The sequence below is a fragment of the Streptomyces sp. NPDC042259 genome (assembly GCF_055582085.1).
This window is the reverse complement of sequence record NZ_JBVJDW010000020.1, coordinates 22,064-45,309: the sequence shown is the minus strand read 5'-3', so window position 1 is coordinate 45,309 and position 23,246 is coordinate 22,064. Positions and strand designations below refer to the sequence as shown.

22 protein-coding genes are annotated in these 23,246 nt (G+C 70.2%); 9 read left to right on the top strand and 13 right to left on the bottom strand.

Features of this window, described 5'->3' with window-relative positions:
* Positions 1-11: 11 nt before the first annotated feature.
* The 4 genes from ACZ6MA_RS32760 to ACZ6MA_RS32745 are packed head-to-tail and all read right to left on the bottom strand — an operon-like array spanning position 12 to position 2,973.
* Positions 12-1,334, bottom strand: a complete 1,323-nt coding sequence (locus tag ACZ6MA_RS32760; RefSeq protein WP_469438423.1) for an NADH-quinone oxidoreductase subunit D — start codon at positions 1,332-1,334, stop codon at positions 12-14.
* Positions 1,334-2,050 carry an NADH-quinone oxidoreductase subunit C gene (locus tag ACZ6MA_RS32755; RefSeq protein ID WP_469438422.1) on the bottom strand — a complete coding sequence of 239 codons (717 nt, stop codon included), beginning with the start codon at positions 2,048-2,050 and terminating at the stop codon, positions 1,334-1,336. Before ACZ6MA_RS32755 ends, ACZ6MA_RS32760 begins: the two co-directional genes overlap by 1 nt.
* Positions 2,047-2,601, bottom strand: coding sequence for a NuoB/complex I 20 kDa subunit family protein (locus ACZ6MA_RS32750; RefSeq protein WP_130878902.1), 555 nt, complete (start codon positions 2,599-2,601; stop codon positions 2,047-2,049). Before ACZ6MA_RS32750 ends, ACZ6MA_RS32755 begins: the two co-directional genes overlap by 4 nt.
* Positions 2,602-2,613: 12 nt before the next feature.
* Positions 2,614-2,973: an NADH-quinone oxidoreductase subunit A gene (locus ACZ6MA_RS32745; protein WP_130878901.1), complete on the bottom strand. Its 360-nt coding sequence runs from the start codon at positions 2,971-2,973 to the stop codon at positions 2,614-2,616.
* Between the two features lie 738 nt (positions 2,974-3,711).
* On the opposite strand from ACZ6MA_RS32745, the gene ACZ6MA_RS32740 reads away from it, so the two are divergent.
* Together ACZ6MA_RS32740 and ACZ6MA_RS32735 are read left to right on the top strand one after the other, a co-directional pair.
* Positions 3,712-4,551 carry a C40 family peptidase gene (locus ACZ6MA_RS32740; protein WP_469438419.1) on the top strand — a complete coding sequence of 280 codons (840 nt, stop codon included), beginning with the start codon at positions 3,712-3,714 and terminating at the stop codon, positions 4,549-4,551.
* Positions 4,552-4,689: 138 nt separating this feature from the next.
* On the top strand, positions 4,690-5,451 hold the full coding sequence (locus ACZ6MA_RS32735) for a class I SAM-dependent methyltransferase (protein WP_469438417.1): 762 nt from the start codon (positions 4,690-4,692) through the stop codon (positions 5,449-5,451).
* A 12-nt stretch (positions 5,452-5,463) separates the two neighbouring features.
* Here the strand turns inward: ACZ6MA_RS32735 and ACZ6MA_RS32730 are convergent, their stop codons facing one another.
* Positions 5,464-7,068, bottom strand: a complete 1,605-nt coding sequence (locus ACZ6MA_RS32730) for an ABC-F family ATP-binding cassette domain-containing protein (RefSeq protein ID WP_469438416.1) — start codon at positions 7,066-7,068, stop codon at positions 5,464-5,466.
* A 147-nt stretch (positions 7,069-7,215) separates the two neighbouring features.
* Complete coding sequence (locus ACZ6MA_RS32725) at positions 7,216-8,517, bottom strand: NucA/NucB deoxyribonuclease domain-containing protein (protein WP_469438415.1); 1,302 nt, start codon at positions 8,515-8,517, stop codon at positions 7,216-7,218.
* A 523-nt stretch (positions 8,518-9,040) separates the two neighbouring features.
* Here ACZ6MA_RS32725 and ACZ6MA_RS32720 point away from each other — a divergent pair.
* A complete protein-coding gene (locus ACZ6MA_RS32720) occupies positions 9,041-10,336 on the top strand; it encodes a hypothetical protein (protein ID WP_469438463.1) in 1,296 nt (431 codons plus the stop codon).
* 156 nt (positions 10,337-10,492) lie between these two features.
* Positions 10,493-10,942, top strand: a complete 450-nt coding sequence (locus tag ACZ6MA_RS32715; protein ID WP_469438462.1) for a protein-tyrosine phosphatase family protein — start codon at positions 10,493-10,495, stop codon at positions 10,940-10,942.
* Positions 10,943-11,437: 495 nt separating this feature from the next.
* Here ACZ6MA_RS32715 and ACZ6MA_RS32710 read toward each other — a convergent pair whose 3' ends face one another.
* The gene (locus tag ACZ6MA_RS32710) at positions 11,438-11,893 is read right to left on the bottom strand and encodes a hypothetical protein (protein ID WP_469438413.1); all 456 of its coding nucleotides are present in this window, start codon (positions 11,891-11,893) and stop codon (positions 11,438-11,440) included.
* A 223-nt stretch (positions 11,894-12,116) separates the two neighbouring features.
* Between ACZ6MA_RS32710 and ACZ6MA_RS32705 the strand changes: the two genes are divergently transcribed.
* The 5 genes from ACZ6MA_RS32705 (at position 12,117) to ACZ6MA_RS32685 (ending at position 15,626) form a co-directional block, all read left to right on the top strand.
* Positions 12,117-12,968, top strand: a complete 852-nt coding sequence (locus tag ACZ6MA_RS32705) for a helix-turn-helix domain-containing protein (RefSeq protein WP_469438411.1) — start codon at positions 12,117-12,119, stop codon at positions 12,966-12,968.
* Between the two features lie 11 nt (positions 12,969-12,979).
* Entirely contained in the window at positions 12,980-13,177 is a 198-nt protein-coding gene (locus ACZ6MA_RS32700; protein WP_469438410.1) for a DUF397 domain-containing protein, read from the top strand.
* 285 nt (positions 13,178-13,462) lie between these two features.
* Complete coding sequence (locus ACZ6MA_RS32695) at positions 13,463-13,996, top strand: NUDIX hydrolase (protein WP_469438408.1); 534 nt, start codon at positions 13,463-13,465, stop codon at positions 13,994-13,996.
* The gene (locus ACZ6MA_RS32690; RefSeq protein ID WP_469438406.1) at positions 13,993-14,502 is read left to right on the top strand and encodes an SPASM domain-containing protein; all 510 of its coding nucleotides are present in this window, start codon (positions 13,993-13,995) and stop codon (positions 14,500-14,502) included. The genes ACZ6MA_RS32695 and ACZ6MA_RS32690 overlap by 4 nt, the downstream gene beginning before the upstream one ends.
* On the top strand, positions 14,499-15,626 hold the full coding sequence (locus ACZ6MA_RS32685) for a methyltransferase domain-containing protein (protein ID WP_469438404.1): 1,128 nt from the start codon (positions 14,499-14,501) through the stop codon (positions 15,624-15,626). The genes ACZ6MA_RS32690 and ACZ6MA_RS32685 overlap by 4 nt, the downstream gene beginning before the upstream one ends.
* A 177-nt stretch (positions 15,627-15,803) precedes the next feature.
* Here ACZ6MA_RS32685 and ACZ6MA_RS32680 read toward each other — a convergent pair whose 3' ends face one another.
* The 6 genes from ACZ6MA_RS32680 to mqnC all read right to left on the bottom strand — a co-directional run bounded on the left by ACZ6MA_RS32680 (position 15,804) and on the right by mqnC (position 23,198).
* Positions 15,804-17,081, bottom strand: a complete 1,278-nt coding sequence (locus tag ACZ6MA_RS32680) for a geranylgeranyl reductase family protein (RefSeq protein WP_469438403.1) — start codon at positions 17,079-17,081, stop codon at positions 15,804-15,806.
* Positions 17,082-17,329: 248 nt separating this feature from the next.
* Positions 17,330-19,594: a hypothetical protein gene (locus ACZ6MA_RS32675; RefSeq protein WP_469438401.1), complete on the bottom strand. Its 2,265-nt coding sequence runs from the start codon at positions 19,592-19,594 to the stop codon at positions 17,330-17,332.
* A 347-nt stretch (positions 19,595-19,941) separates the two neighbouring features.
* The gene (locus ACZ6MA_RS32670; RefSeq protein WP_469438399.1) at positions 19,942-20,640 is read right to left on the bottom strand and encodes a demethylmenaquinone methyltransferase; all 699 of its coding nucleotides are present in this window, start codon (positions 20,638-20,640) and stop codon (positions 19,942-19,944) included.
* A gap of 163 nt (positions 20,641-20,803) precedes the next feature.
* Complete coding sequence (locus ACZ6MA_RS32665) at positions 20,804-21,421, bottom strand: Uma2 family endonuclease (protein ID WP_469438397.1); 618 nt, start codon at positions 21,419-21,421, stop codon at positions 20,804-20,806.
* A 108-nt stretch (positions 21,422-21,529) separates the two neighbouring features.
* Positions 21,530-21,976, bottom strand: coding sequence for an imidazolonepropionase-like domain-containing protein (locus ACZ6MA_RS32660; protein WP_469438395.1), 447 nt, complete (start codon positions 21,974-21,976; stop codon positions 21,530-21,532).
* 10 nt (positions 21,977-21,986) lie between these two features.
* Positions 21,987-23,198 carry a cyclic dehypoxanthinyl futalosine synthase gene (gene mqnC / locus ACZ6MA_RS32655; RefSeq protein ID WP_469438394.1) on the bottom strand — a complete coding sequence of 404 codons (1,212 nt, stop codon included), beginning with the start codon at positions 23,196-23,198 and terminating at the stop codon, positions 21,987-21,989.
* Positions 23,199-23,246: the final 48 nt, after the last annotated feature.

The window sequence follows — 23,246 nt, the reverse complement described above, 5'->3', positions numbered from 1 at the left end:
CGATGTGGCACTCACCGGTCGACGCCTCCCATCACGGGGTCGATGGACGCGACGGCGACGATGACGTCGGCCACCTGGCCGCCCTCGCACATCGCCGCCATGGACTGGAGGTTGCTGAAGGAGGGGTCGCGGAAGTGGACGCGGTAGGGGCGGGTGCCGCCGTCGCTGACCACGTGCACGCCCAGCTCGCCCTTGGGGGATTCCACCGCCACGTAGACCTGTCCGGGAGGCACCCGGAACCCTTCCGTCACCAGCTTGAAGTGGTGGATCAGGGCTTCCATCGAGGTGCCCATGATGTTCTTGATGTGGTCGAGGGAGTTGCCGAGGCCGTCCGGGCCGAGGGCCAGCTGGGCGGGCCAGGCGATCTTCTTGTCGGCCACCATGACCGGGCCCGGCTCCAGCCGGTCCAGGCACTGTTCGACGATCCGCAGCGACTGGCGCATCTCCTCCAGGCGGATGAGGAAGCGCCCGTAGGAGTCGCAGGTGTCGGCGGTCGGGACGTCGAAGTCGTAGGTCTCGTAGCCGCAGTAGGGCTGGGCCTTGCGCAGGTCGTGCGGGAGGCCTGCGGCGCGCAGGATCGGGCCGGTCGCGCCGAGGGCCATGCAGCCGGCGAGGTCGAGATAGCCGACGTCCTGCAACCGGCCCTTGAAGATCGGGTTGCCGGTGGCGAGCTTGTCGTACTCGGGGAGGTTCTTGCGCATCTTCTTCACGAATTCGCGCACCGCGTCCACCGCGCCCGGGGGGAGGTCCTGGGCGAGCCCGCCGGGCCGGATGTAGGCGTGGTTCAGGCGGAGCCCGGTGATCAGCTCGTACAGGTCCAGGATCATCTCGCGGTCCCGGATGCCGTAGATCATGATCGTGGTGGCGCCGAGTTCCATGCCGCCGGTGGCGATGCACACCAGGTGCGAGGAGATGCGGTTCAGCTCCATCAGCATCACGCGGACGATCGTGGCCCGGTCGGGGACCTGCTCCTCGATGCCGAGCAGCCGCTCCACGCCCATGCAGTACGCCGTCTCGTTGTAGAACGAGGTGAGGTAGTCCATGCGCGTGACGAAGGTGGTGCCCTGCGTCCAGTTGCGGTATTCGAGGTTCTTCTCGATGCCGGTGTGGAGATAGCCGATGCCGCAGCGGGCCTCGGTGACCGTCTCGCCGTCGATCTCCAGGATGAGGCGCAGCACGCCGTGGGTGGAGGGGTGCTGCGGGCCCATGTTGACGATGATCCGCTCGTCGTCGGCCTGCTTGGCCGCCGCCGCGATCTCGTCCCAGTCGCCGCCGGTGACGGTGTAGACGGTGCCCTCGGTGGTGTCGCGGGCACTGGCTCGGGGAGTGCTCATCAGGTGTACGACCTCCGCTGGTCCGGAGCCGGGATCTGGGCGCCCTTGTACTCGACGGGGACGCCGCCGAGGGGGTAGTCCTTGCGCTGCGGATGGCCCTGCCAGTCGGCCGGCATCATGATCCGGGTGAGCGCCGGGTGGCCGTCGAAGACCAGGCCGAAGAAGTCGTACGTCTCGCGCTCGTGCCAGTCGTTGGTCGGGTAGACGTCGACGATCGACGGCACGTGCGGATCGCTGTCGGGGGCGCAGACCTCCAGCCGGATCAGCCGGTTGTGGGTGATCGAGCGCAGGTGGTAGACCGCGTGCAGCTCGCGCCCCTTGTCACCGGGGAAGTGCACTCCGCTCACGCCGGTGCACAGCTCGAAGCGGAGCGCCGGGTCGTCGCGCAGGGTGCGCGCGACGCGCGGCAGGTGTTCGCGGGCGATGTGGAAGGTGATCTCGCCGCGGTCGACGACGGTCTTCTCGATCGCGTTCTCCGGGACCAGTCCCTGTTCCTCGAGCGCGCCCTCCAGCTCGTCGGCCACCTCGTCGAACCAGCCGCCGTAGGGGCGGCTCGACGCCCCCGGCAGCCGTACGGTCCGCACCAGGCCGCCGTAGCCGGTGGTGTCGCCGCCGTTGCCGACGCCGAACATGCCGCGCTGGACGCGGATGGCCTCGCCCTGCTCGCCGCGCTGGGAGGGGAGCAGTTCCTCCGGCGCCGGTTCCCGCTCGCTCACCGCAGCAGACCCTTCATCTCGATCAACGGCAGGGCCTTGAGCGCCGTTTGCTCCGCCTCGCGTTCCGCTTCCTCGCGGTGCGCGCCGAGCTTCTCGCCCTGGATCTTCCGGTGCAGCTTCAAGATCGCGTCCATGAGCATCTCGGGGCGGGGCGGGCAGCCGGGCAGATAGATGTCGACCGGCACGATGTGGTCGACGCCCTGCACGATGGCGTAGTTGTTGAACATGCCGCCGCTGGAGGCGCAGACCCCCATGGAGATCACCCACTTGGGGTTCGGCATCTGGTCGTAGATCTGCCGCAGCACCGGCGCCATCTTCTGGCTGACCCGCCCGGCCACGATCATCAGATCGGCCTGGCGGGGCGAGCCGCGGAAGATCTCCATGCCGAAGCGGGCGAGGTCGTAGCGCCCGGCGCCGGTCGACATCACCTCGATGGCACAGCAGGCCAGACCGAAGGTGGCCGGGAAGACGGACGACTTGCGGACCCAGCCGGCGGCCTGCTCGACGGTGGTCAGCGCGAAGCCGCTGGGCAGCTTCTCTTCGAGTCCCACGGGTGGTGCCCCCTAGTCCCATTCCAGGCCGCCGCGCCGCCAGACGTAGGCGTAGGCGACGAAGACGGTGAGCACGAAGAGGAGCATCTCCACGAGCCCGAACAACCCCAGGGCGTCGAACGTGACGGCCCAGGGATAGAGGAAGACGATCTCGATGTCGAAGACGATGAAGAGCATCGCCGTCAGGTAGTACTTGATCGGGAAGCGCCCGCCACCGGCCGGCTGCGGGGTCGGTTGGACGCCGCATTCGTAGGCCTCGAGCTTGGCGCGGTTGTACCTCTTGGGCCCGATGAGCGAGGCCATGACCACGGAGAAGATCGCGAAGCCTGCCCCGAGGGCTCCCAGTACGAGGATGGGCGCGTAGGCGTTCACCGCTCCTCGCTCCTTCCAGTCGACGCTGACTGCTGGCTGACCGGACCCGGCGGGATCACCGCGCTCGGGTCGGGGGCCGTGGCAGCGCCACGAAGATCACCCCCATGTGAGGCAGTTCACAAGCCCGGGTCGCCTGCATCCTATGCCCGCCGGTCTGTGATCTGCGACACGGGGTACGCGCCGGTGTTTGTGATCTCCGCCACCTGACGAACGATCATCAAGTCGGATGAGCGGTGATCTTCATACGCGAAGCGGCCGAGTGATCACGAGTGGTGACATTCGGGGGCGTTCGCGCTGGTGAAACGAGGTGAGCCATTATCAAGCCATGGCCGGTGCGGGCAAATTGGCACTGCGGGCCGTCAACTGATAAAGGAGTGCCACCCGGTGGGACGACCGCCGTCACCCGAGGTCCTCGATCGCGGTACGCGCTCCGGTTCACGCGCGAGTCCGCGAAGGACGCCCGGGGCGGGAGGGACGTGACGTCCGCCACGTGACGACAGGTTTCCAGGGTGAATTAGAGGGGAAGCCTCGACGGGCGATCCCTCATGGTGATAGGCCGTCCAATGACCGGCACCTGCGGCCAAATGCCATGCTGAGGCGCATGATCACGGATCACGGTGAGGTCACGGCCGCGAGGACACCGGGGGCGAAAAGTCCGAATTCCCCGCGCATGCACGGCGATTGTGGCGCACGCCACTTTTGTTGATCTCAACCTACGGGCCTGATAGCCGTTATTCCATGTCCCCGAACGCGCAGATAACCAGCCACCGGAAGCCCCGCCGTGCGACGCAGTCCTGGGTGGTCCGTACCGGCGTTGCAGGCGGTGTCCTCGGCACCCTCGCGGTGACCGGGGCGGCGGCCGCCAACGCCGCCGAGAAGCCCGTCGAGTCCACGATGGAGATGCCGGCGATCAACGCCGCCCTCGCCGCCTCCATCACGCAGAGCGCCGCCTCCACGCACCAGGCCGCCTTCGAGTACGAGGTCCAGGCGCAGCAGGACAAGGCCGAGGGCGAGGCGCGTACCGAGGCCAAGAAGGTCAAGGAAGAGGCCGACCGCAAGGCCGAGGCCGAGAAGAAGGTCGCCGAGGCCAAGGAGAAGGAGGCCGCGCAGGCCCGCGCCTCCCGCACCTCCGACCGTGCGGAGCTGGGCACCAAGTCCGCTTCCGCCGACTCCGGCTCCACCGAGGCCGCCGGCTCCGGCTCCACCGCGGGCTCCTCCGCCACGGGTTCGGCCGCGACGCTGGTCGCCTACCTCAAGGCGCAGGTCGGCAAGGCGTACGTGATGGGCTCCACCGGCCCCTCCTCCTTCGACTGCTCGGGCCTGGTCATGTCGGCCTACAGCCAGATCGGCATCGACCTCCCGCGCATCTCGCAGGAGCAGTCGACGGCGGGCACCGCGGTGTCCCTCGACAACCTCCAGGTCGGCGACATCATCTACTGGGGCGCCGCCGGCAGCGCGTACCACGTGGGCGTCTACATCGGTGACGGCCAGTTCATCGGCGCGCAGAACCCGAGCACGGGTGTCGTCGAGCGCTCGCTGAGCTACTCCCCGCCGACGGGTGCCGTTCGCGTCATGTGACGCGGGTACCCCCAGCATCCTTTCCGAAGGCCGCCGTTTCCCTCCGCTCGGGACGGCGGCCTTCGGCGTGTGCGGACGGGGACCCGGACGCGCGGCAATTCACTTGTCCGCTGTACCTTTCGCGGCAACAATCCCGTTATGTCGCAAACCTTTGAGGAACTGGTGGCCGAGGCCGAGGCCGTCCCGGTCGACGGCTGGGACTTCTCCTGGCTGGACGGCCGGGCCACCGAACAACGCCCCTCCTGGGGCTACCAGCGCACGATGAGCGAGCACCTGGCCCGCGCGTCCGCCGCCCTCGACATCCAGACGGGCGGCGGTGAGGTCCTCGCCGGGGCCCCGAAGCTGCCCGCCCTGATGGTGGCCACGGAGTCCTGGCCGCCGAACGTCGCGAAGGCGACCGCGCTGCTGCACCCGCGCGGGGCGGTCGTCGTCGCGGACGCCGACGAGCCGCCCCTGCCGTTCGCCGACGCCGCCTTCGACCTCGTGACCAGCCGTCATCCCGCCACGGTGTGGTGGACGGAGATCGCCCGGGTGCTGCGGCCCGGCGGCACCTACCTCGCCCAGCACGTCGGCCCGGCCAGCGTCTTCGAACTGGTCGAGTACTTCCTCGGCCCGCAGCCCGAGGAGATCCGGCGCCGGCGCCACCCCGACGACGAGCGGAAGGAGGCGGAGGCGGCCGGCCTGCGGATCCTCGACCTGCGCTCCGAGTCCCTGCGGACCGAGTTCTTCGACATCGGCGCGGTGGTCTACTTCCTGCGCAAGGTGATCTGGATGGTCCCCGGCTTCACCGTCGAGCGGTACCGCGACCGGCTGCGGGACCTCGACGCGAAGATCCGGGCCGAGGGTCCGTTCGTCGCGCACGCGACCCGTTTCCTGATCGAGGCCCGCAAGCCGGCCTGACACCGCCGCGGCTCAGGCGAGCGACACCAGCTCCAGATAGTCCGCGCTCCACAGGTCCTCGGTGCCGTCCGGCAGCACCAGGACCCGGTCCGGGCGCAGCGCCTCGATGGCGCCCTCGTCGTGCGTGACCATCACGAGGGCGCCCGGGTAGGAGCCGACGGCCGCGAGGACCTCGTCGCGCGAGACCGGGTCGAGGTTGTTGGTCGGCTCGTCCAGCAGCAGCACGTTCGCGCCGGAGTGGACGAGCCCGGCCAGCGCCAGCCGGGTCTTCTCCCCGCCGGAGAGCACCCGGGCCGGTTTGTCGGCGTCGTCGCCGCCGAACAGGAACGCGCCGAGGACGTGCCGCGCCTCGCCGTCGGTCAGGTGCGGTGCGGCGGCGGCCAGGTTCTCCCGGACGGTGCGTGCCGGGTCGAGCGTGTCGTGTTCCTGGGCGAAGTAGCCGAGCCGCAGCCCGTGGCCGCGCACCACACGGCCCGCGTCGGGCGTCTCCCGGCCGGCGAGGATCCGCAGCAGGGTGGTCTTGCCGGCGCCGTTGAGCCCGAGGACGACGAGACGGCTGCCCCGGTCGACGGCCAGGTCCACTCCGGACAGCACGGGGTGTTCGCCGTAGGCCTTGGCCAGGGCGACGGCCCCGAGCGGCATCCGCCCGCAGGGGGCGGGTTCGGGCAGCCGGATGCGGGCGTTCTTCTCCGTGCGGCGGGCCGGTTCCAGCTCGGCGAGCATCCGGTCGGCGCGGCGGACCATGTTCTTCGCGGCGGTGGCGGTCGCGACGTGCGACCGCATCCGGTCCGCCTGGGTGCGCAGCGCGGCCGCCTTCCGCTCGGCGTTGGCCCGCTCCCGGGTGCGGCGCCGCCGGTCGGCCTCGCGCTGGGCGAGGTAGGTGTGCCAGCCGGTGTTGTGCACGTCGAGGGTGGCGCGGGTGGGGTCGAGGTCGAAGACCCGGTTGACGGTGTCGGCCAGCAGCCCGGTGTCATGGCTGATGACGACGAGCCCGCCGCGGTGCCCGGCGAGGAACGTGCGCAGCCAGCCGGCGGAGTCGGCGTCGAGATGGTTCGTCGGCTCGTCCAGCAACAGCGTGCCGTGGTCGGCGAAGAGGATGCGGGCCAGCTCGACCCTGCGCCGCTGCCCGCCGGACAGCGCCCCGAGCGGCTGCCCCATGACCCGGGTCGGCAGCCCGACCCCGGCGGCGACCCGCGCGGCCTCGGCCTCGGCGGCGTACCCGCCCCGGGCCTGGAAGTCCGCTTCGGCGCGCACGTACGCCCCCATCGCCCGCTCCTGCGCCGCCGTCCCGCCCGCGGCCCCGGCCATCGCGGCCTCGGCGTCCCGCAGCGCGCGGACGGCGCGGTCCAGCCCGCGGGCGGACAGGATCCGGTCGGTGACGGTGAGCGCGGGCTCGGCCGCGCGGGAGTCCTGCGGCAGATAGCCCAGGGAGCTGGTGACGGTGACGGTCCCGGCGGCGGGCCGGGCCATCCCGGCCAGGGTCTTCATCAAGGTGGTCTTGCCCGCGCCGTTGCGGCCGACCAGGCCGATGCGGTCGCCGGGGGCGACGTGGAAGGAGACGTCGGACAGCAGAAGACGGGCGCCGACGCGGACGTCGACACCGCGAACGGTGATCATGGGGTTACGCTCCGGAATAGCTCAAGGACACACGGGTGGCGTGGGATCGGGTCCTGGAGCTAGGAAATGCGGGGCGTAGACATGAGGACGAGGGTAACCGGGGCGGCCGGCGGCCGCAGGTGAATATTCGGGTCCTGTCTGATCCGCTCAGTCGTCGACGATCACAAAATACGCCTCGCCACCGAGGATGCGGGCCGAGCGGGTCGCGTTGGCCAGCTCGATGCCCGCCGCCTCGTTGTCCTTCTCGGTGACATGGGAGCGCACGCACGCCGCCGTATCGGGGTTGCCCCGCATGACCCTCACATTCGCCACGTCCCACACGCCGCCGACCTCCTTGGGCAGGATGTCCACACACAGGTTGTTGGGCTTGCCGCCCTCGAAGGACCGGGCGAAGGGGAACTCGTCGCAGGAGTCCTTCGGTACCAAAAGAGGATCCGCCGGGAACGGGTACGGGAGGTTCTTGCACGTCCTACGGCGCTTGGTATCCGTCCAGGACTCATCGGAATTGCGGTCACGGTGCAAGGGGTTCACCTTGGTACCGGTGACGGCGGACTTGAGCGTCTTCTGCGCCCACTCGTAGGTGACGGCGGCGGCCCTGTACTGCGACTTGTGGAACGTCACGTTGGCCATGTGCGTATCGTCGGCGCAGCCGGGCCCGTTACTGACCTTTTTGTCACAGCGGAGCAAGGGGCCCTGCCAGTTGTCCGAGGTGTTGACGGGCGTATCGCTTGTGAGGATCGTCCCCGTCATGTGGTAGAGGGGCTGGGACCGGGCCTCGCCGCCGTCGACGACCGTGGTCCTGTAAGTGATCGACGTGAGACGTTCTTTGCCCACCGCCGGAAGGGGCTCCTGCCCGCCGCCAAAAGCCGCGCCGCCCGTGCACGGGCCGGTGCAATCGGCCCTCAGGCCAATCATCATCATGGGCATTTTGGATGTCTGCTGGGTGATGGCCGCGCGGACCTCCTCCTCCCACTCGGTTTTGCCGACCCTGGCCGAGGTGACGACGACGCCCTCGGCGTGCTCGCCCACCTGCCCGTCGGCACCGAGAATCCGGTAGCTGATCGGGTGCTGTACGCAGTACGTACTACGGGAGGTGTTGACCTCCTTGAGGTTTTCCCTGCACAGATCGAGTGGATTGGCCGGGTCGACGTCGGGGTCACGGGCCGCGACGCGGGCCGTAGCCGGCCCGTGGGCGCCGGTCAGGCGGTGCATGGCGGCCAGGTCGCGGGCGGTGGCCGGGCCGCCCGCCTTGATACAGAACCAGGCGGCGCCCTGGCGCCCGAGTGCGGAGCCGGGGGCGATGGCCGCGCAGGTTCCGTGGCCCTGGGGGGCCGCCCGGCCGGTCGACGGCGGTGCGGTGGCGGCGGCCGGTGAGGTGCCCAGGGTGAGAAGGGCTGCGGTGAGGACGAGTGCGGCTATGGCCGCCAGCGGTCGTCTGGCCCGTTTCAAAGGTGGTCCCCCTTTTTTCCGGTGGCATGTAAATCCACTCGCTGGGTTCTCTTCTGCCGCGCCGATGCCTCTTCGCCCCCATCGTTCATAGGGCCGTTCACGTCGGCGCGCAAACGTTCAAGGCGTCACGGCCGCCGAAGGTCATCGCTTTCAGAAATGCGCAAGTTGGCCGAATACCGTGATGGCTTGGTGGCAGTCGGCCGCCCCGACAGACGATGAAATCCGTTCCGGCAGTGGCCGGCCGTCGGGGCGGCCAGCGGAATCACGACCGAAACAGCCCGTCTGTGCGGCGGCGGTGGCGGATCGTAGTTCCGCGGATGAAATCCTGATGAAACCCGGGCAGGTCAAGGCCGTCCAACGGCCCATTAACGGCGACGAGTTCCACATCGGACTGGCTGGTTCCGTCATCGTCACCGCATCGCCGCCGACGTTAAATTCGCCTCGATCGACCACCGCTCCCCACCACATAACTGGCAGGGTTCCGGCCCGGGCCGACATGGCGCCCGGCCAAAGAAAGGGCATGATGAGCCGCTTGAGAACTCCCGGCCGCAGAGCCAGAGGGCTGATCGCCCTCACCGCGACCGCCGCGTCGATGCTCGCCGCCATAACCGCCGTGGCGGGCCCCGCCGCCGCCCAGGGCGCCACCGCCGCAGCGAACGCCGGCGCCGTTCAGGCCGGGCAGTCCTGCACGGCGACCGACCTGGGCAAGCGCCACCCGGTCATCAAGTCGACCGAAGTCGCCCCGACGATCACCCACTTCAAGGGCTGGTACGTCACCGAGGGCACGACCGGAAGCCACTCCGTCTCCACCAATACCCAGACGTCCATCTCCGTCACGGTGGGCCTCAACGGCAACATCGAGGGCAGCTTCGGCAGCGAGGCCCTCGGCATGGTCGGAGCGAGCCTGGGCCTGAACGTCCAGGTCAACTACACCTCCACGTCCAGCGTGTCCGACACGGTGAACTGGAACTTCAACCAGCCCGGCTACTACGGCGTATACAAGGGCACCAAGAAGGTCACCGGCACCTACGGCAGTCTCAACTGCAACCGCGTCCAGCAGGGCGACGGCAGTTGGGCGCTGAAGTGGGTCGAAGGGGCCGACACCGGCAGCTACACCACCTACACCGCACTCGAAGAGGGCGCGGTGCGCTGCGAGGACAAGGTCCCCGCCAACAGCATCATGGCCAAGGCCAAGATCCTGTTGGACTGCGGCTCCCCTACCGCCACCGCGAAGCACCCGGCAGGCCCCGTCCCCTCGGCCAAGGCGGACCAGGCCAAGCGCGACGCCGCCAAGGCGGCCAAGGCCGCCAAGGCCGCCCAGAGCGTGAAGGCCACCCGGGCCGCCAAGCCCGCCACGCGGGCCGCCGCCCTGGACTGCCAATCGGGCGTCTACAGGATCCACGTTCCCGGCAAGCCCCTGAACTGGAGCGCACCGCTCTTCGCCAACGACGGCATCCGCCTGCGCGAATCCAACTTCACCAGCGCCCACCTGGACAACTGGCGGCTGTGCAACGTGACGGAGCGCAACGGCGTCATCGAGGCGTCCCTGTGGAACTGGGGCAACGGCCGATGTGCGGCCATCCCGGCCGACATCGCCAACCGGGAGCAGGCCTACCTGACGACGGCCGCCTGCGGGGAGGACGACCTCCAGCGGTTCTACATCTACCGCGACGTGCCCGGCAGCACGAAGATCGGCCTTCAGAACAAGTACACCGGTTCCATGCTGGGCCACGACCGGTACGCGGACGGGGAGCTCATCCGCCAGTTCTCCAGCGGCAGGCAGGACGGAACGGGTACGTACTCCCTGATCGGAGTCTGACGGCCCCCACCCCGTGAGCGCGGCCCCGCACGTGAACCCCCGGCTCCCCGGTTCCGTGCGGGGCCTTTCGCGTCTCGGTTCGTCTCCGACCCGACAGACAGACCCTGGGGCGGTACGGGAACCACTACCGTGGCGGGCGTGACCGAGACGCCGACCGTGACCGAAGGCTGGGATCCGAGCGCCGCCGGTGTGCTGGCGTTGCCGTCCGGGCGGCTCGTCCGGGGACGCGGACTGCGACGGGCCCTGCCGGCCGGGGCCACGCCCACCTTCGCGGTGTACCTGCTCGGCGAGCGACCGCCCGAAGTCCCATGGAGGTACCGGTGGTTGCGGTGGCCGGACTTCCGGCTGCCCGCCCGCGAGGCGGACGTCCGTGGGCTGCTGGGCGAGGCGTGGGAGCGCGCGGTCGGCGACCGCGTCGAGGTGGCCTGCGGCGGCGGCCGGGGACGCACCGGGACGGCCCTGGCCTGCCTCGCCGTGCTCGACGGGGTCCCGGCCGACCGGGCGGTGGCGTTCGTGCGCGAGCGCTACGACCGGCGGGCTGTGGAAACCCCTTGGCAGCGACGCTATGTGGGCCGCTTCGCCTCTCGCCTGGCCGGCGGTTCTTAGGCCAACGGCCGGTGGTGGCCGCCTGCGGCGGCGGGCGCCCTGCGGGCGCGTCCTCAATCGCCGGACGGGCTGATTTCGGGCTGAGGTCAGTCACATCAAGCCCGTTCGGCGGTTCTCCGGCTACCGGGGACGCATGCGATGACGTACAGCGGCCCTCAGTGACGGACTCACGCGGCGGCCGGAGGGAAGCTGAACCACGGCGTCCCGTGGCACGACCAACACCTCGATCGGTTCGTCGTGGCACCAACATCGGTACCGCACCCCGGGAATGTCGGCCGGGGCCGACATCAGCGCTCGGTGCGGGTTGGGCGTCGACCACCACAGGGCGAGCAGAGCCAGCCCCGAAACGGTCAGCGCCAACACCACGACACCGATGACCACGGGCCACGCATCACCGACGAGCATGGGAGGACCTCCGACGGGACGGGACGAGCCGGTACGAACGGGTGGCGGGCCGGCGACCGTGGCGGGTCACGGTCACACGCCTGGGCTTGGTCATCCGCGCCCCTCCCCCGCGTCGCGCAGCTCGAACCACACACGCGTGGCGATACGGCGGCCCTGCCAGGTTCTTGTCACACCCGCCGCGTGGGTCAGTCGGCAGAGGAGCCGCAGCCCGGGGTCCGCGTCCATCTCGCGCCGCCTCGTGTGGCGTGACGAGCGGGTGTCGCTGCCCTGGTCTCCCACCGCGATGAGCACGCGCGACGGGTGCGTGGTGACGTCCACGGTCAGGATGGGTCCGAACATGAGGGGCAGGACGTGCGCCACCGCGTCGGTCACACAGACGCGGGCGGGGTCGATCAGGCGCGGATGGCCGGTGACGGCCAGCACCGCCCGCACGGAGTCGCGGGCGAGTTTCGCCGTCGAGGACATGGCCGGACCGACGATCCGGTAGTGCCCGGCCTGCACGTAGTCGTCGTTGGGGCTGGGACTTCTGAGCGTGGTGGTACTCACTGCGTCGCCTCCCAATGCGGGTCAGGTGGGCGCCGCGTTGCCGCCGTCCGTGGCTCGGCCCCCTCCGCCCTCAACGGGCTTGTGGATGGCTGCACTTCGGCTCTTCCCGGCGGTTGCGCGGCGCTGCCAGGACCATAGCGCAAGCGGGGCCTACACTGACGCCCAATTGGGAACTTTGTTGTTCCCTGTGGACCGTCACTGTCCCCTGCGGGAAACTGCTGCCATGCCACCAAGGACAGTCACGACCGCCCGCCAACAGCGACTCGGCGCAGAACTGCGGAAGATGCGGGAAGCAGCCGGGCTGACCGCGCGCGAGGCCGCGGCGCTCTTGGGCATCGACCACACGAAGATCAGCCACATGGAGACCGCGCGGTCCGGCGTCGGGTCCGACCGGCTTCGCGCCATGGCAACCGGCTATGGATGCTCAGACCAACGGTATGTCGACGCCCTGGTCGACATGGCAAAGGAACGCACCAAGGGGTGGTGGGAAGAGTATCGCGGGCTACTCCCGGCCGGATTCCTGGACATCACGGAGCTGGAGAGCAAGTCGTCTTTTCTGTACACCTACCAGATCACCCACCTGCCCGGCTTGACGCAAACTATTGATTACGCCCGAGCGGTCTTCGGGTTTACGTTTCCCCGCCTTACACCGGCGGACGTCGAGACGAGAATCTCACACCGTATTCGACGTTCCCAGATCCTCGACCGCGTCGACGGACCGCCATTTACCGCCATCATCCACGAGGCGGCGCTACGCATGCGCTTTGGCGGCCCCAAGATGGCCCGCAAGCAGCTCGAACACCTCTTGGGCTTGTCAGAGCGGCCGAACTGCACCATCCGCGTACTGACCTTCGCCTCGGACGGTTTCGCCGGCTCGGGGCAAGCCGTTCTGCATGCCGGCGGCCCGGTGCCGCAACTTGACACCATCCAGCTCGATTCGGCGCACGGCGCGCTCTTCTTGGACGCCGAAGCGCAGCTCGTCGCGTACCGGGACCTGCTTTCCTCGATGGAGAGTCGTACGCTGTCCGCAAAACAGTCGCGCGACGTGATCAGAGAGATCGCGCAATCCTTGTGAAAGGGCTGAAAGTGCCGGAAATCGATTGGCAGCAGTCTTCATTTTGTGGCGGGGGCGGCAACAACTGCATGCAGATGCGAACCGAGGGCGAATCCATACAGGTACGCGAGAGCGAAGCCCCCGGCACTGTCATCACACTGACCCGCGATCAACTCGCGGCGTTCATCGCGGGCGTCAAAGCAGGCGAGTTTGATCACCTGATCGGATGACCGCCGCTCCGTAAGCCCCCCATCTCCGCAGGTGGGGGGCTTATGCATATGCCAACGCGATCCGGCGGCAACATAGCTCCGGCAATACTGTTGCTCCCGTCTCCCGGCGGCGCTACCTTCGCTGTGCGTCACCGCCGCAGACGGGTCCGGCAGGGCCGCTCCGGCGCGCCGCAATAACTCCCTGCGCCGCTGGGGCAGTTGTGGGCTGAAAGTTCCGAAGCCCGCCACTCCCCACCTTGGCTCCGGAGGGAGGGGCACCCCAGTGCGAGGGAGCACATAAGACACATGGCACAGCACTCGGAACGGGCCGGAAAAGGCCAAGCAGCACAGCAGATCACCGCACCCATCCGGCGAATCGCCGCCCAGGCATTCGTCACCAATGACGCGGGCCACCCGCTCATGGTGACCCGTCCCAACGGCAAGGTGGAACTACCCGGTGGGGAAGCGGCCGGCGAGGAACCCGCCGTGCGGCCGGCCGGGTACCATCTGCGCCGCCTCGGCCTGACCACGAGACCCGGCCCCGTCCTGGTGGTCGACCATATGGAGGCCACCCCATTGGGCGCGGTCGGCGATCGCATCAACTTCGTTTTCTACTGCGGGAAGTTGAGCCCTTCCGAGATCGAATCCATCGGCTACCCCGGGCTGCCCGACGACGTGAAGTCGTGGCAGTTCGCGGACCCGCGCCACTTCCACGCGGGCATCACCCCGTACCAGAGGCGATGTCTCGATATCGCCGTCGCCGCCCTCTCCGCCGACACCGGCACCCCCTACCTTCGCAACGGGCTCCGCATCAACGCTCAACTCGCCGCCCCTGCGTGACCGTTGCTACGCAGTCGCCCACAGGGCGCGCCGCCCGAAGGGCCCGCACCCGCGCGAACATCGCCGAGACCCTGCACCGCAAAATCCCCCTTCGCGTCGGCATCGTCGAGGTCTTCGACGGCCAGCGCGTCAAGCAGGCCAAGGCCGAGCTGCGCTCGCTCGGCGTACAGCGCATCACGATCGACCGCGCCCGTCCGGTGGGCCGCGCTGCGGACCCCACTGCCGCTGAACCGGGCGTGAACGACTTGTGCGGTCGGTGCTTCCACCAGCGAGCCGCTGTCTCGCCGGACGGTGAGGTGTACGGGTGCATCCTCTCCCGACACCTGCCCGCCGGGAACGCGAAGCGGGAAGGGCTCGCCGCCGTTCTTACCGGTACCAAGTGGGCAGAGATCACGGCGCGCGTCCCGGATGCGCGAAACGCCTGCACGCCGGCCGACAGCAGCGACTGCGACCCCGCCAGCACCCCTGCGTGTCTGCCGAAGTACCCGAGTGAGGAGCACTGGTGAACTGGAAGCCTCACGCCGTAGCGCTCGCGGAGCGCGTCACACACCGCTCGTCGCGGTGGCGCGCCCCCGTCGCTGCCACCGCCCGGCACCTCCTCGTGCCCCGGTGGTGGCAGCGCGACCCCGACGGCTGGACGGTTCGGGACGGCTCGGCCGACGAATCGCGGTGGCTCGACACCGCGTACAGCGATACCTCGCTGATCACCAGCGTGGGCCCCCTGCACGCCGACGGTGCGGGCAGCGACGACCGCCCGGCCGGTCTGCCGACCTCGTCCTCGACGTTGCCGAGTCTCGTCGTGCGGATGTTCCAGCACGCCCGCCTCGGTGACAGCGACACTCTTGGGCATGTCGGCACAGGGCCGGGCTACGGCGACGCCCTCGCTTGTCGCCGCCTCGGCGACGAGCAGGTGACGAGCATGGACGTCGACCCCTACCTCGTCGACACCGCGCGAGCGCGCCTCGACGAGCTGGGTCTGCACCCCACCCTCGAAACCGTCGACGCCACCGGCGAGCTGCCCGGCATGTTCGATCGCATCGTCGCCACCGTCGCCGTCCGGCCGATCCCGGCGAGCTGGCTCGCCGCGCTGAACCCGGGCGGCCGGCTGGTGACCACGATCGCCGGGACCTCCCTCCTGGTCACCGCCGAGAAGACCGAGGACGGCGGCGCGACCGGGCACGTCGAGTGGGACCGGGCGGGCTTCATGCCCTCCCGAAACGGCCCCGACTATCCACCACGCCTCGGCGGCCTGCTCACGGCCGCGCGTGAGCACGACGGCGACGACGTCAGCACCGGCCGGTACCCCGTCGTCCAGGTCACCGAAGCGTGGGACCTGGCATCGATGCTCGACATCGTGGCGCCGGGGATCGAGCACCGGTTCGACGAGGACGGCGGACGGCGCGTCGCTCTGATGGCGCACGCCGACGGCTCATGGGCCCGAGCCGTCGCCCACGCCGACGAGTCCCCTCGGGTTCATCAGGGCGGCCCCCGAAGGCTGTGGGACATCCTCGACGAGGTCCGCACGTACTGGCTCACGCACGGCGAACTCCCCGTGCGCGGGGCCAAGGTGTTCGTCAAGCCCGACGGGACGACGTACCTGGCCCGCGGAAAGTGGCTGGCCAAGCTGTAGATGGACGTAACGCGCCGATCCGCCGACGCGGCACGCACGTGATCCTGCGCGATGGCGACATGCCCCTGCTGTCCCCGCGCGGCGGCCCGTACGGCTACTTCCCCCTCCGCCCGTCGGGGCCCCGGTGGTCACGACCGCATCCAGCGAGGCGAACCGCAACGTGGCGCCGCCCAAGAGTCACGACCGCGGTGCCACCTTGCTCAGCCCGTTGATGATGCGGTCCATCGCGTCGCCGCCCGTCGGGTCCGTCAGGTTCGCCAGCATCTTGAGCGTGAACTTCATCAGCAGCGGGTGCGTCAGACCGCGCTGCGTCGCGATCTGCATGACCTTCGGGTTGCCGATGAGCTTCACGAACGCGCGGCCCAGCGTGTAGTAGCCGCCGTAGGTGTCCTTGAGGACCTTCGGGTAGCGCTGCAGGGCCAGCTCGCGCTGGGCGTAGGAGGAGCGGGCGTGGGCCTGGACGATGACGTCGGCGGCGAGCTGGCCGGACTCCATGGCGTAGGCGATGCCCTCGCCGTTGAACGGGTTGACCAGACCGCCCGCGTCACCGACGAGCAGCAGGCCGCGCGTGTAGTGCGGCTGACGGTTGAAGGCCATGGGCAGGGCCGCGCCGCGGATCGGGCCCGTCATGTTCTCCGGGGTGTACCCCCAGTCCTCCGGCATCGAGGCGCACCACGCCTTCAGCACCTCGCGCCAATCCAGCTCCTTGAAGGCGTCGGAGGTGTTCAGCACGCCCAGGCCGACGTTGGACGTGCCGTCACCCATGCCGAAGATCCAGCCGTAGCCGGGCAGCAGCCGGTCCGTGGCACCGCGCCGGTCCCACAGCTCCAGCCACGACTCCAGGTAGTCGTCGTCGTGGCGCGGGGAGGTGAAGTACGTACGGACGGCCACGCCCATCGGGCGGTCCTCGCGGCGGTGCAGGCCCATGCCGAGGGAGAGCCGGGTGGAGTTGCCGTCGGCGGCGACCACCAGGGGGGCGTGGAAGGTGACGGGGGTCTTCTCCTCGCCGAGCTTGGCGTGCACGCCGGTGATGCGGCCCGTGCGGTCGTCGATGACGGGCGCGCCCACGTTGCAGCGCTCGTACAGCCGGGCGCCGGCCTTCTGGGCCTGGCGGGCGAGCTGCTCGTCGAAGTCGTCGCGCTTGCGGACGAGGCCGTAGTCGGGGAACGAGGCGAGGTCCGGCCAGTCGAGCTGGAGACGGACGCCGCCGCCGATGATGCGCAGGCCCTTGTTGCGCAGCCAGCCCGCCTCCTCGGAGATGTCGATCCCCATGGAGACGAGCTGCTTGGTGGCGCGCGGGGTCAGACCGTCACCGCACACCTTCTCGCGCGGGAACGCCGTCTTCTCCAGCAGCAGGACGTCGAGTCCGGCCTTGGCCAGGTAGTACGCGGTGGTCGATCCGGCGGGACCGGCCCCGACCACGATCACATCGGCGCTGTGCTCTGAGTCGGTCACGGTCGGCTCTCCCGTTCGGCGAGGGGCTGGTCACGCCCGAGTCTATGAGCCGGACGAGGACGGGTGGGCAGCGGCTGCCCCGACCACCGCCGCGGTGTCCTCAATCGCCGGACGGGCTGATTTCGGCTGAGGTCGGCCACATCAAGCCCGTCCGGCGTTTGAGGACGCGCCCGCAGGGCGCCCGCCACCGCAGGCGGCAACGACGGCCCGCAGCCGAAGAACCACAGGCGAAGACCGCCGAGAAGGCCTCAGTCGAAGTCGAGCGGGGCGACCCGCCAGTACCGCACCGCGTTGTCGAACACCTCCCGCGTCGTGTTCCAGTTGTCGTCGTAGTCCTCGTACTGGAGGGCGTACTCGGTGCCGGTCTCGTCGATGTACGCCTGGTCGATCGAGTGGACGAGACGGCCGGAGCCCTTCTCCTTGTACGTCCACTCCCACAGTGCGCCCGGCTTGCCCTGGTACGTGTTCCGCGTCAGCTGGAGCCGCTGATAGCCGTCCTGGCGGGAGACCACCTTCTCCAGCTCCAGGAAGTGGTCGTGGGCGGACTTCCCGAGGTCCTTGGCGATGCCGACGCGCAGGTGACGGAAGCCCGTGGGGCCCATGAAGTCGATCTGGCCGCTGCCCTTGTCCACGCGGCGCCAGCCGTCGGGCACGACGACCGCGAAGCCCTCCGGGGCGATCGTCGTCGAGTAGCCGCTGGGCAGGTCCTTCTCCGGGACCGGCCCGTCGTGGAACGGGGCCGGGGAGGAGGGGGCCGGGGACGGGCCCCCGGACGCCTTCGCGCCGCCCGCGGGGCTCGCGGGGCTCGCGGGGCTCGCGGCGGGCTTGTTCGCCTGGGCGGCCCCGGTCCCGGTTCCGCCGGTGCCCTTGCCGTCGTCCTTCTTGTCCATCAGCAGCACACCGCCGGCGGCGGCACCGCCCACCACGAAGGCGGCCAGGCCGATCGCCATCCACATGAAGACCCGGTTACGGCCGGTGCGGCGCACGGGAGCGGCGGCCGGGGGCGCCGGGGCCGACGCCGAGACGGCGGTGGGCACCTCGCGGGCCGCCGGAGCGGCGGGCGCGGCCGGAGCGGCGGGAGCAGCCGGAGCGGCAGGCGCTACCGGCGGCTTCTCGGGTGCCGCAGGAGCCGCCGGAGGCGCAGGTGCCGCAGGAGCCACGGGAGCCGCCGGAGCCGCCGCAGGCGCAGGCGCCGGAGCCGCAGGCGCCACCGGCATCGCGGGCGCCGCCCAAGGCCGCGGCGGTGCCGGGAAGCCCGGCGGGACACCCGGCGTCATACGGCCGTTGCTCGACAGGAACGCGGCCAGGAGCACCGCCCCCGCCGTCCACAGCAGGCCGAACAGCAGGACCTCACCCGCGTTCGACCCCAGCTGGCCCCCGCCCGACTGCGAGCCGTAGCCGAAGCTCGTGCCGGCCGACATCTCCATCTTCGCGCCGGAGACGAGGGACAGCAGCCAGAACGCCCCGAGGAAGAAGGCGCCGGAGAGCGCCTGTTCGCGCCGGTCGGCCGAGCGTCGTGCCAGCAGGAGGGCCAGGATCACCGCGCATACGACGCCCATCGCCAGCGCGCCGGCCTGGGCCCAGCCGCCGTAGGTGTCACCGAGTTCGGAGAGGCCGAAGGTGCCGCCCTCCCCGCCGCCACGTGCCTTGTCGGCCGACGCCTCCACGCTCGCGCCCCACGACAGACCGAGCGCCACGAGCGCCAGGTTGACGAGGACCAGCAGCGAAGCCACGACGCCCCAGCCGGACACGTCGCTCTCGTGCGACGCGATGACGACGAACACCACGACGGCGCACAGCGCGACCGACAGCCCCAGGGCGCGCAGGGCCGTGCCCCACGCCCGTACGGCCATCGCCACGCCCGCACCGCACCGCGCGACGAGCTGCTCGCGGCACAGCACGCTCGCGCTCACCGCGCCCGACAGGGCGAACGTGAACAGCGCGGCGAGCGCCGGGGTGGTGTCGACCGTGAAGACCTCCATGTCCGGCTGCCCGTACAGGCCGAGCGCGAGGACGACCGCGCCCGAGAGCAGCCCGATGCGCAGCGCGGCCTCCGCGCCGCTGCTCGGGCCCTGCGGCAGCGAACGGCGCAGCAGCCGGGCCCCGAGGGCCACGGCGCCCGCCCACGCGAGCGTGAACGTCAGCAGCCATACGGACAACGAGCCGCTGCCCTGCACGAACATGGTGATGAGGCTGCCGCCGCGGCGGGTCTCCACCTCGAAGCCACCGCCGAGGCCCTGCATCAGCACCGCGATGACGACCTGGAAACGGTCACTCCAATGAGTGAAGTTCGCTTCCTCGTAGTCGTCCGAGGAGGGGAGGGAGACGGCCAGCGCGATGATCAGCAGGAGGGCGGTCGGCCACAGGACGGCCTTGGCCGAGCCCAGCCAGTCGCCGCCGAACGTCCGGCGCAGGAACAGACCGGTGGGGGTGGGCTGCGCGTAGCCGCCCTGCGGCGCGTAGGCGGGCGGCAGGGCGGACGGGGGAGGCGGCGGTGGCAGGGGCGGCGCCACGGGCGGTGGGGACGGCGGCGCGGCCGGGGCGGCCGGCGCGGCCGGGGCAGCCGGGGTCGAGGAGGCGGCGGGCGGAGTCGCCGGGGCGGCGGGCGGGCTCGCCGGGGCAGCCGCACCCGCCTCCTGCGGACGCTCCCGGCCGCACTTCACGCAGAAGCGCGCGTCCTCGACGAACGCGGAACCACAGGCAGGACAGAACGACGGCAATGGTGCTCCCGTAATCGGGCGGGCGGTTCGGATGGGGGGTGCGGATGATCGTACCGATCACACGCCTTGCCCATGACAAACCGTCAATATGCGCGCTATGCGCCCGAATCGCGGGGTATGCCGTATGCCTTACCGGCGGTTCACGCGGGGTTCTTGATCCCTCGGTGCAGCGCCACGACTCCGCCCGTCAGGTTGCGCCAGGCGACCTTCGACCAGCCGGCCTGCTGCAGCCGCGCCGCGAGCGCGGCCTGGTCGGGCCAGGCCCGGATCGACTCGGCGAGGTAGACGTACGCGTCGGGGTTGCTGCTGACGGCCGTGGCGACCGGCGGCAGGGCCCGCATCAGGTACTCGGTGTAGACCGTGCGGAACGGCGCCCACGTGGGGTGGCTGAACTCGCAGATCACCACGCGCCCGCCGGGCTTCGTCACCCGCAGCAGCTCGCGCAGCGCGGTGTCGGTCTCCTGCACATTGCGCAACCCGAAAGAGATCGTGACGGCGTCGAACACGTCGTCCGCGAAGGGCAGTCGGGTCGCGTCACCGGCGGTGAGCGGCAGCCACGGGTGGCGCTTCTTGCCCTCGCGCAGCATGCCGACGGAGAAGTCGCACGGGACGACGTAGGCGCCGTCGGCGGTGAAGGGCATCGAGGAGGTGCCCGTGCCGGCCGCCAGGTCCAGCACCTTCTCCCCCGGCCGCGCGGCCACCGCGCGGGCCACCGCCTTGCGCCACAGTCGGGCCTGGCCGAGCGACAGCACGTCGTTGGTCAGGTCGTACTTCGCCGCCACGTCGTCGAACATCGCGGCGACTTCGTGCGGCTGCTTGTCCAGGGATGCTCGGGTCACGCCCCCATTGTTCACCCCCGGGGCGGGCGGCCCGCACGGGGGCCGGGGCGGGCGCCGTGCGAAAGCCTCTCGCGATGCCGACGGCGCCTACCGCGGCCCCGCCCCCGGACGGACGCGCGACGACAGTGCCCTTACGGATCACTGACGGCAGAGTGCCGCTTGCTCAGAGCCTGAGCAAGGCCGTCAGGTCGATCTCGACCGGGAACGGCAGTTCCGTGACCATCTTCTCCCGGTGCACCGGGTGCATCGGTGCCGGAATGTACGACTGCGCATCAACCGGTAGCCAGTACTCGTGCACCGCAAGACGCCGGTCCGCCTCAAGCTCGATGCGCCAGTAATACGGAACCTTGGCCTCTGCGAACAAGGCGGGCTTACGAATCCGGTCTTCGCTCTTCGACCCGGTCGACACCACCTCCACAGCCAGCTGCACCCTGTCCACAGGGGTGCACTCCACGGCGAAGATGTCGAGGTCCGTGGCGTCGAAGACGACCACATCCGGCTTACGTACGTTGCTCTCGTCCAACATCACACACCGCTCGACGTTGACCGCGCACTTGGCCGGCATCGCCCGCTCGAGTTCTCGGCGAAGCTTGTCACGCACACAGTCGTGCCACAGCTTCGTCTGCCCACGAACCATGATCGCTCCGTCCACGAGTTCCCAGTCGAAGGGCAGTTCAAGATCCTTGACCTGGTCGAACGTCCAGCCCTCGGAGGGCGGAAACATCCAGTTGTCCGGGGTGGCGACCTCGTCGGGTCGGCGAGTAGTCATGACTGCTCCCATGGACGCGAGTGTGGACGTAGGTACGGTTCGCGGTCCTACATACGACGGTAGTGCCACCCGAAGTGATGATTACCCGTAACGCCATTGACGACGCACGGTCGCGGGCCGTCAGGCCCGACGATGCACCAGCCGCCCGCCCAGCACCGTCGCGACGCACCGGCCGTCCTCGGTGAACGCGGCGAGATCCGCGCGCCCGGTCTCCACGAGCGCCGCCGGCCGGGTCCGCCCCAGGACGGCCATACCGACCCGGCCCGCGGCCGCCCGCAGCCCGGGGTCGTCCGCGTGTTCGGCCAGCACGGCCCCGCCGCCCCGCTTCAGCACCTCGTGCACCCGCTCGCGCGGACTGGGCGCGTCCGGCAGCGGGCCCTCGTGCACCGGCGCCGGCCCGAGCGTGCCGGGCCAGGTGCGGACCCGGGCGCCCGGGAACCGCTCCAGCAGCTCCGGGAGCGGGCCGACCGCCGCGATCCGGTCGCCGTCGACGGCGACGGCGCCGTCGGCGACCGGTTCCGCGTCCCAGGTGCGCCGCACGAAGGGCGCCGCGTGAAGCGTCAGCACGGCAACGGCCTCAGTCGGACGCGACGAGCTTCAGCTCGGGGTGCGCCGTGCCGCCCTCGATCGCCGTCGAGGACAGGTGCGAGACGACCTTGTCGTCCACCGGGTCGTTCGCCGGGTCGTCGTGCACGACCAGGTGCTCGTACGTCGTGGCGCGCTGCGCCGGGACGCGGCCCGCCTTGCGGATCAGGTCGATGATCTCCATGCGGTTGGAGCGGTGCTTCGCGCCCGCCGAGGAGACCACGTTCTCCTCCAGCATGATCGAGCCGAGGTCGTCCGCGCCGTAGTGCAGGGAGAGCTGGCCGACCTCCTTGCCCGTGGTCAGCCACGAGCCCTGGATGTGGGCGACGTTGTCGAGGAACAGCCGCGCGATGGCGATCATCCGCAGGTACTCGAAGAGCGTCGCCTGCGTCTGGCCCTTCAGGTGGTTGTTCTCGGGCTGGTACGTGTACGGGATGAAGGCGCGGAACCCGCCCGTGCGGTCCTGCACGTCGCGGATCATCCGCAGGTGCTCGATCCGCTCGGCGTTGGTCTCGCCGGTGCCCATCAGCATGGTGGAGGTGGACTCGACGCCCAGGTTGTGGGCCAGCTCCATGATCTCCAGCCAGCGTTCGCCGGACTCCTTGAGCGGCGCGATCGCCTTGCGCGGCCGCTCGGGGAGCAGCTCGGCGCCCGCGCCCGCGAAGGAGTCGAGGCCGGCGGCGTGGATGCGGCGGATGGCCTCCTCGGCGGTGACGCCCGAGATCCGCGACATGTGCTCGATCTCGGAGGCGCCGAGGGAGTGGATGACGAGCTGCGGGTACGCCTTCTTGATCGCCGCGAAGTGCGTCTCGTAGTACTCGACGCCGTAGTCCGGGTGGTGACCGCCCTGGAACATGATCTGGGTGCCGCCCAGGGCGACGGTCTCCGCGCAGCGGCGCAGGATGTCGTCGAGGTCGCGGGTCCACACCTTGTCGCTCTTCGGCGCGGCGTAGAAGGCACAGAACTTGCACGCGGTGACGCATGCGTTCGTGTAGTTGATGTTGCGCTCGATGATGTACGTCGCGATGTGCTCGGTGCCCGCGTACCGCTTGCGGCGCACGGCGTCGGCCGCCGAGCCCAGCGCGTGCAGCGGCGCGTACCGGTACAGGTCGAGCGCCTCCTCCGGGGTGATCCGGCCACCGGCGGCGGCCCGGTCGAGGACGGCTGCGAGATTGACGGACGTGAGGTCGGCGGTCTCGGTCACCGGGCGTCCCTTCGGAGGGGGTGTGTACGACGTTTCACCCTACGCCAG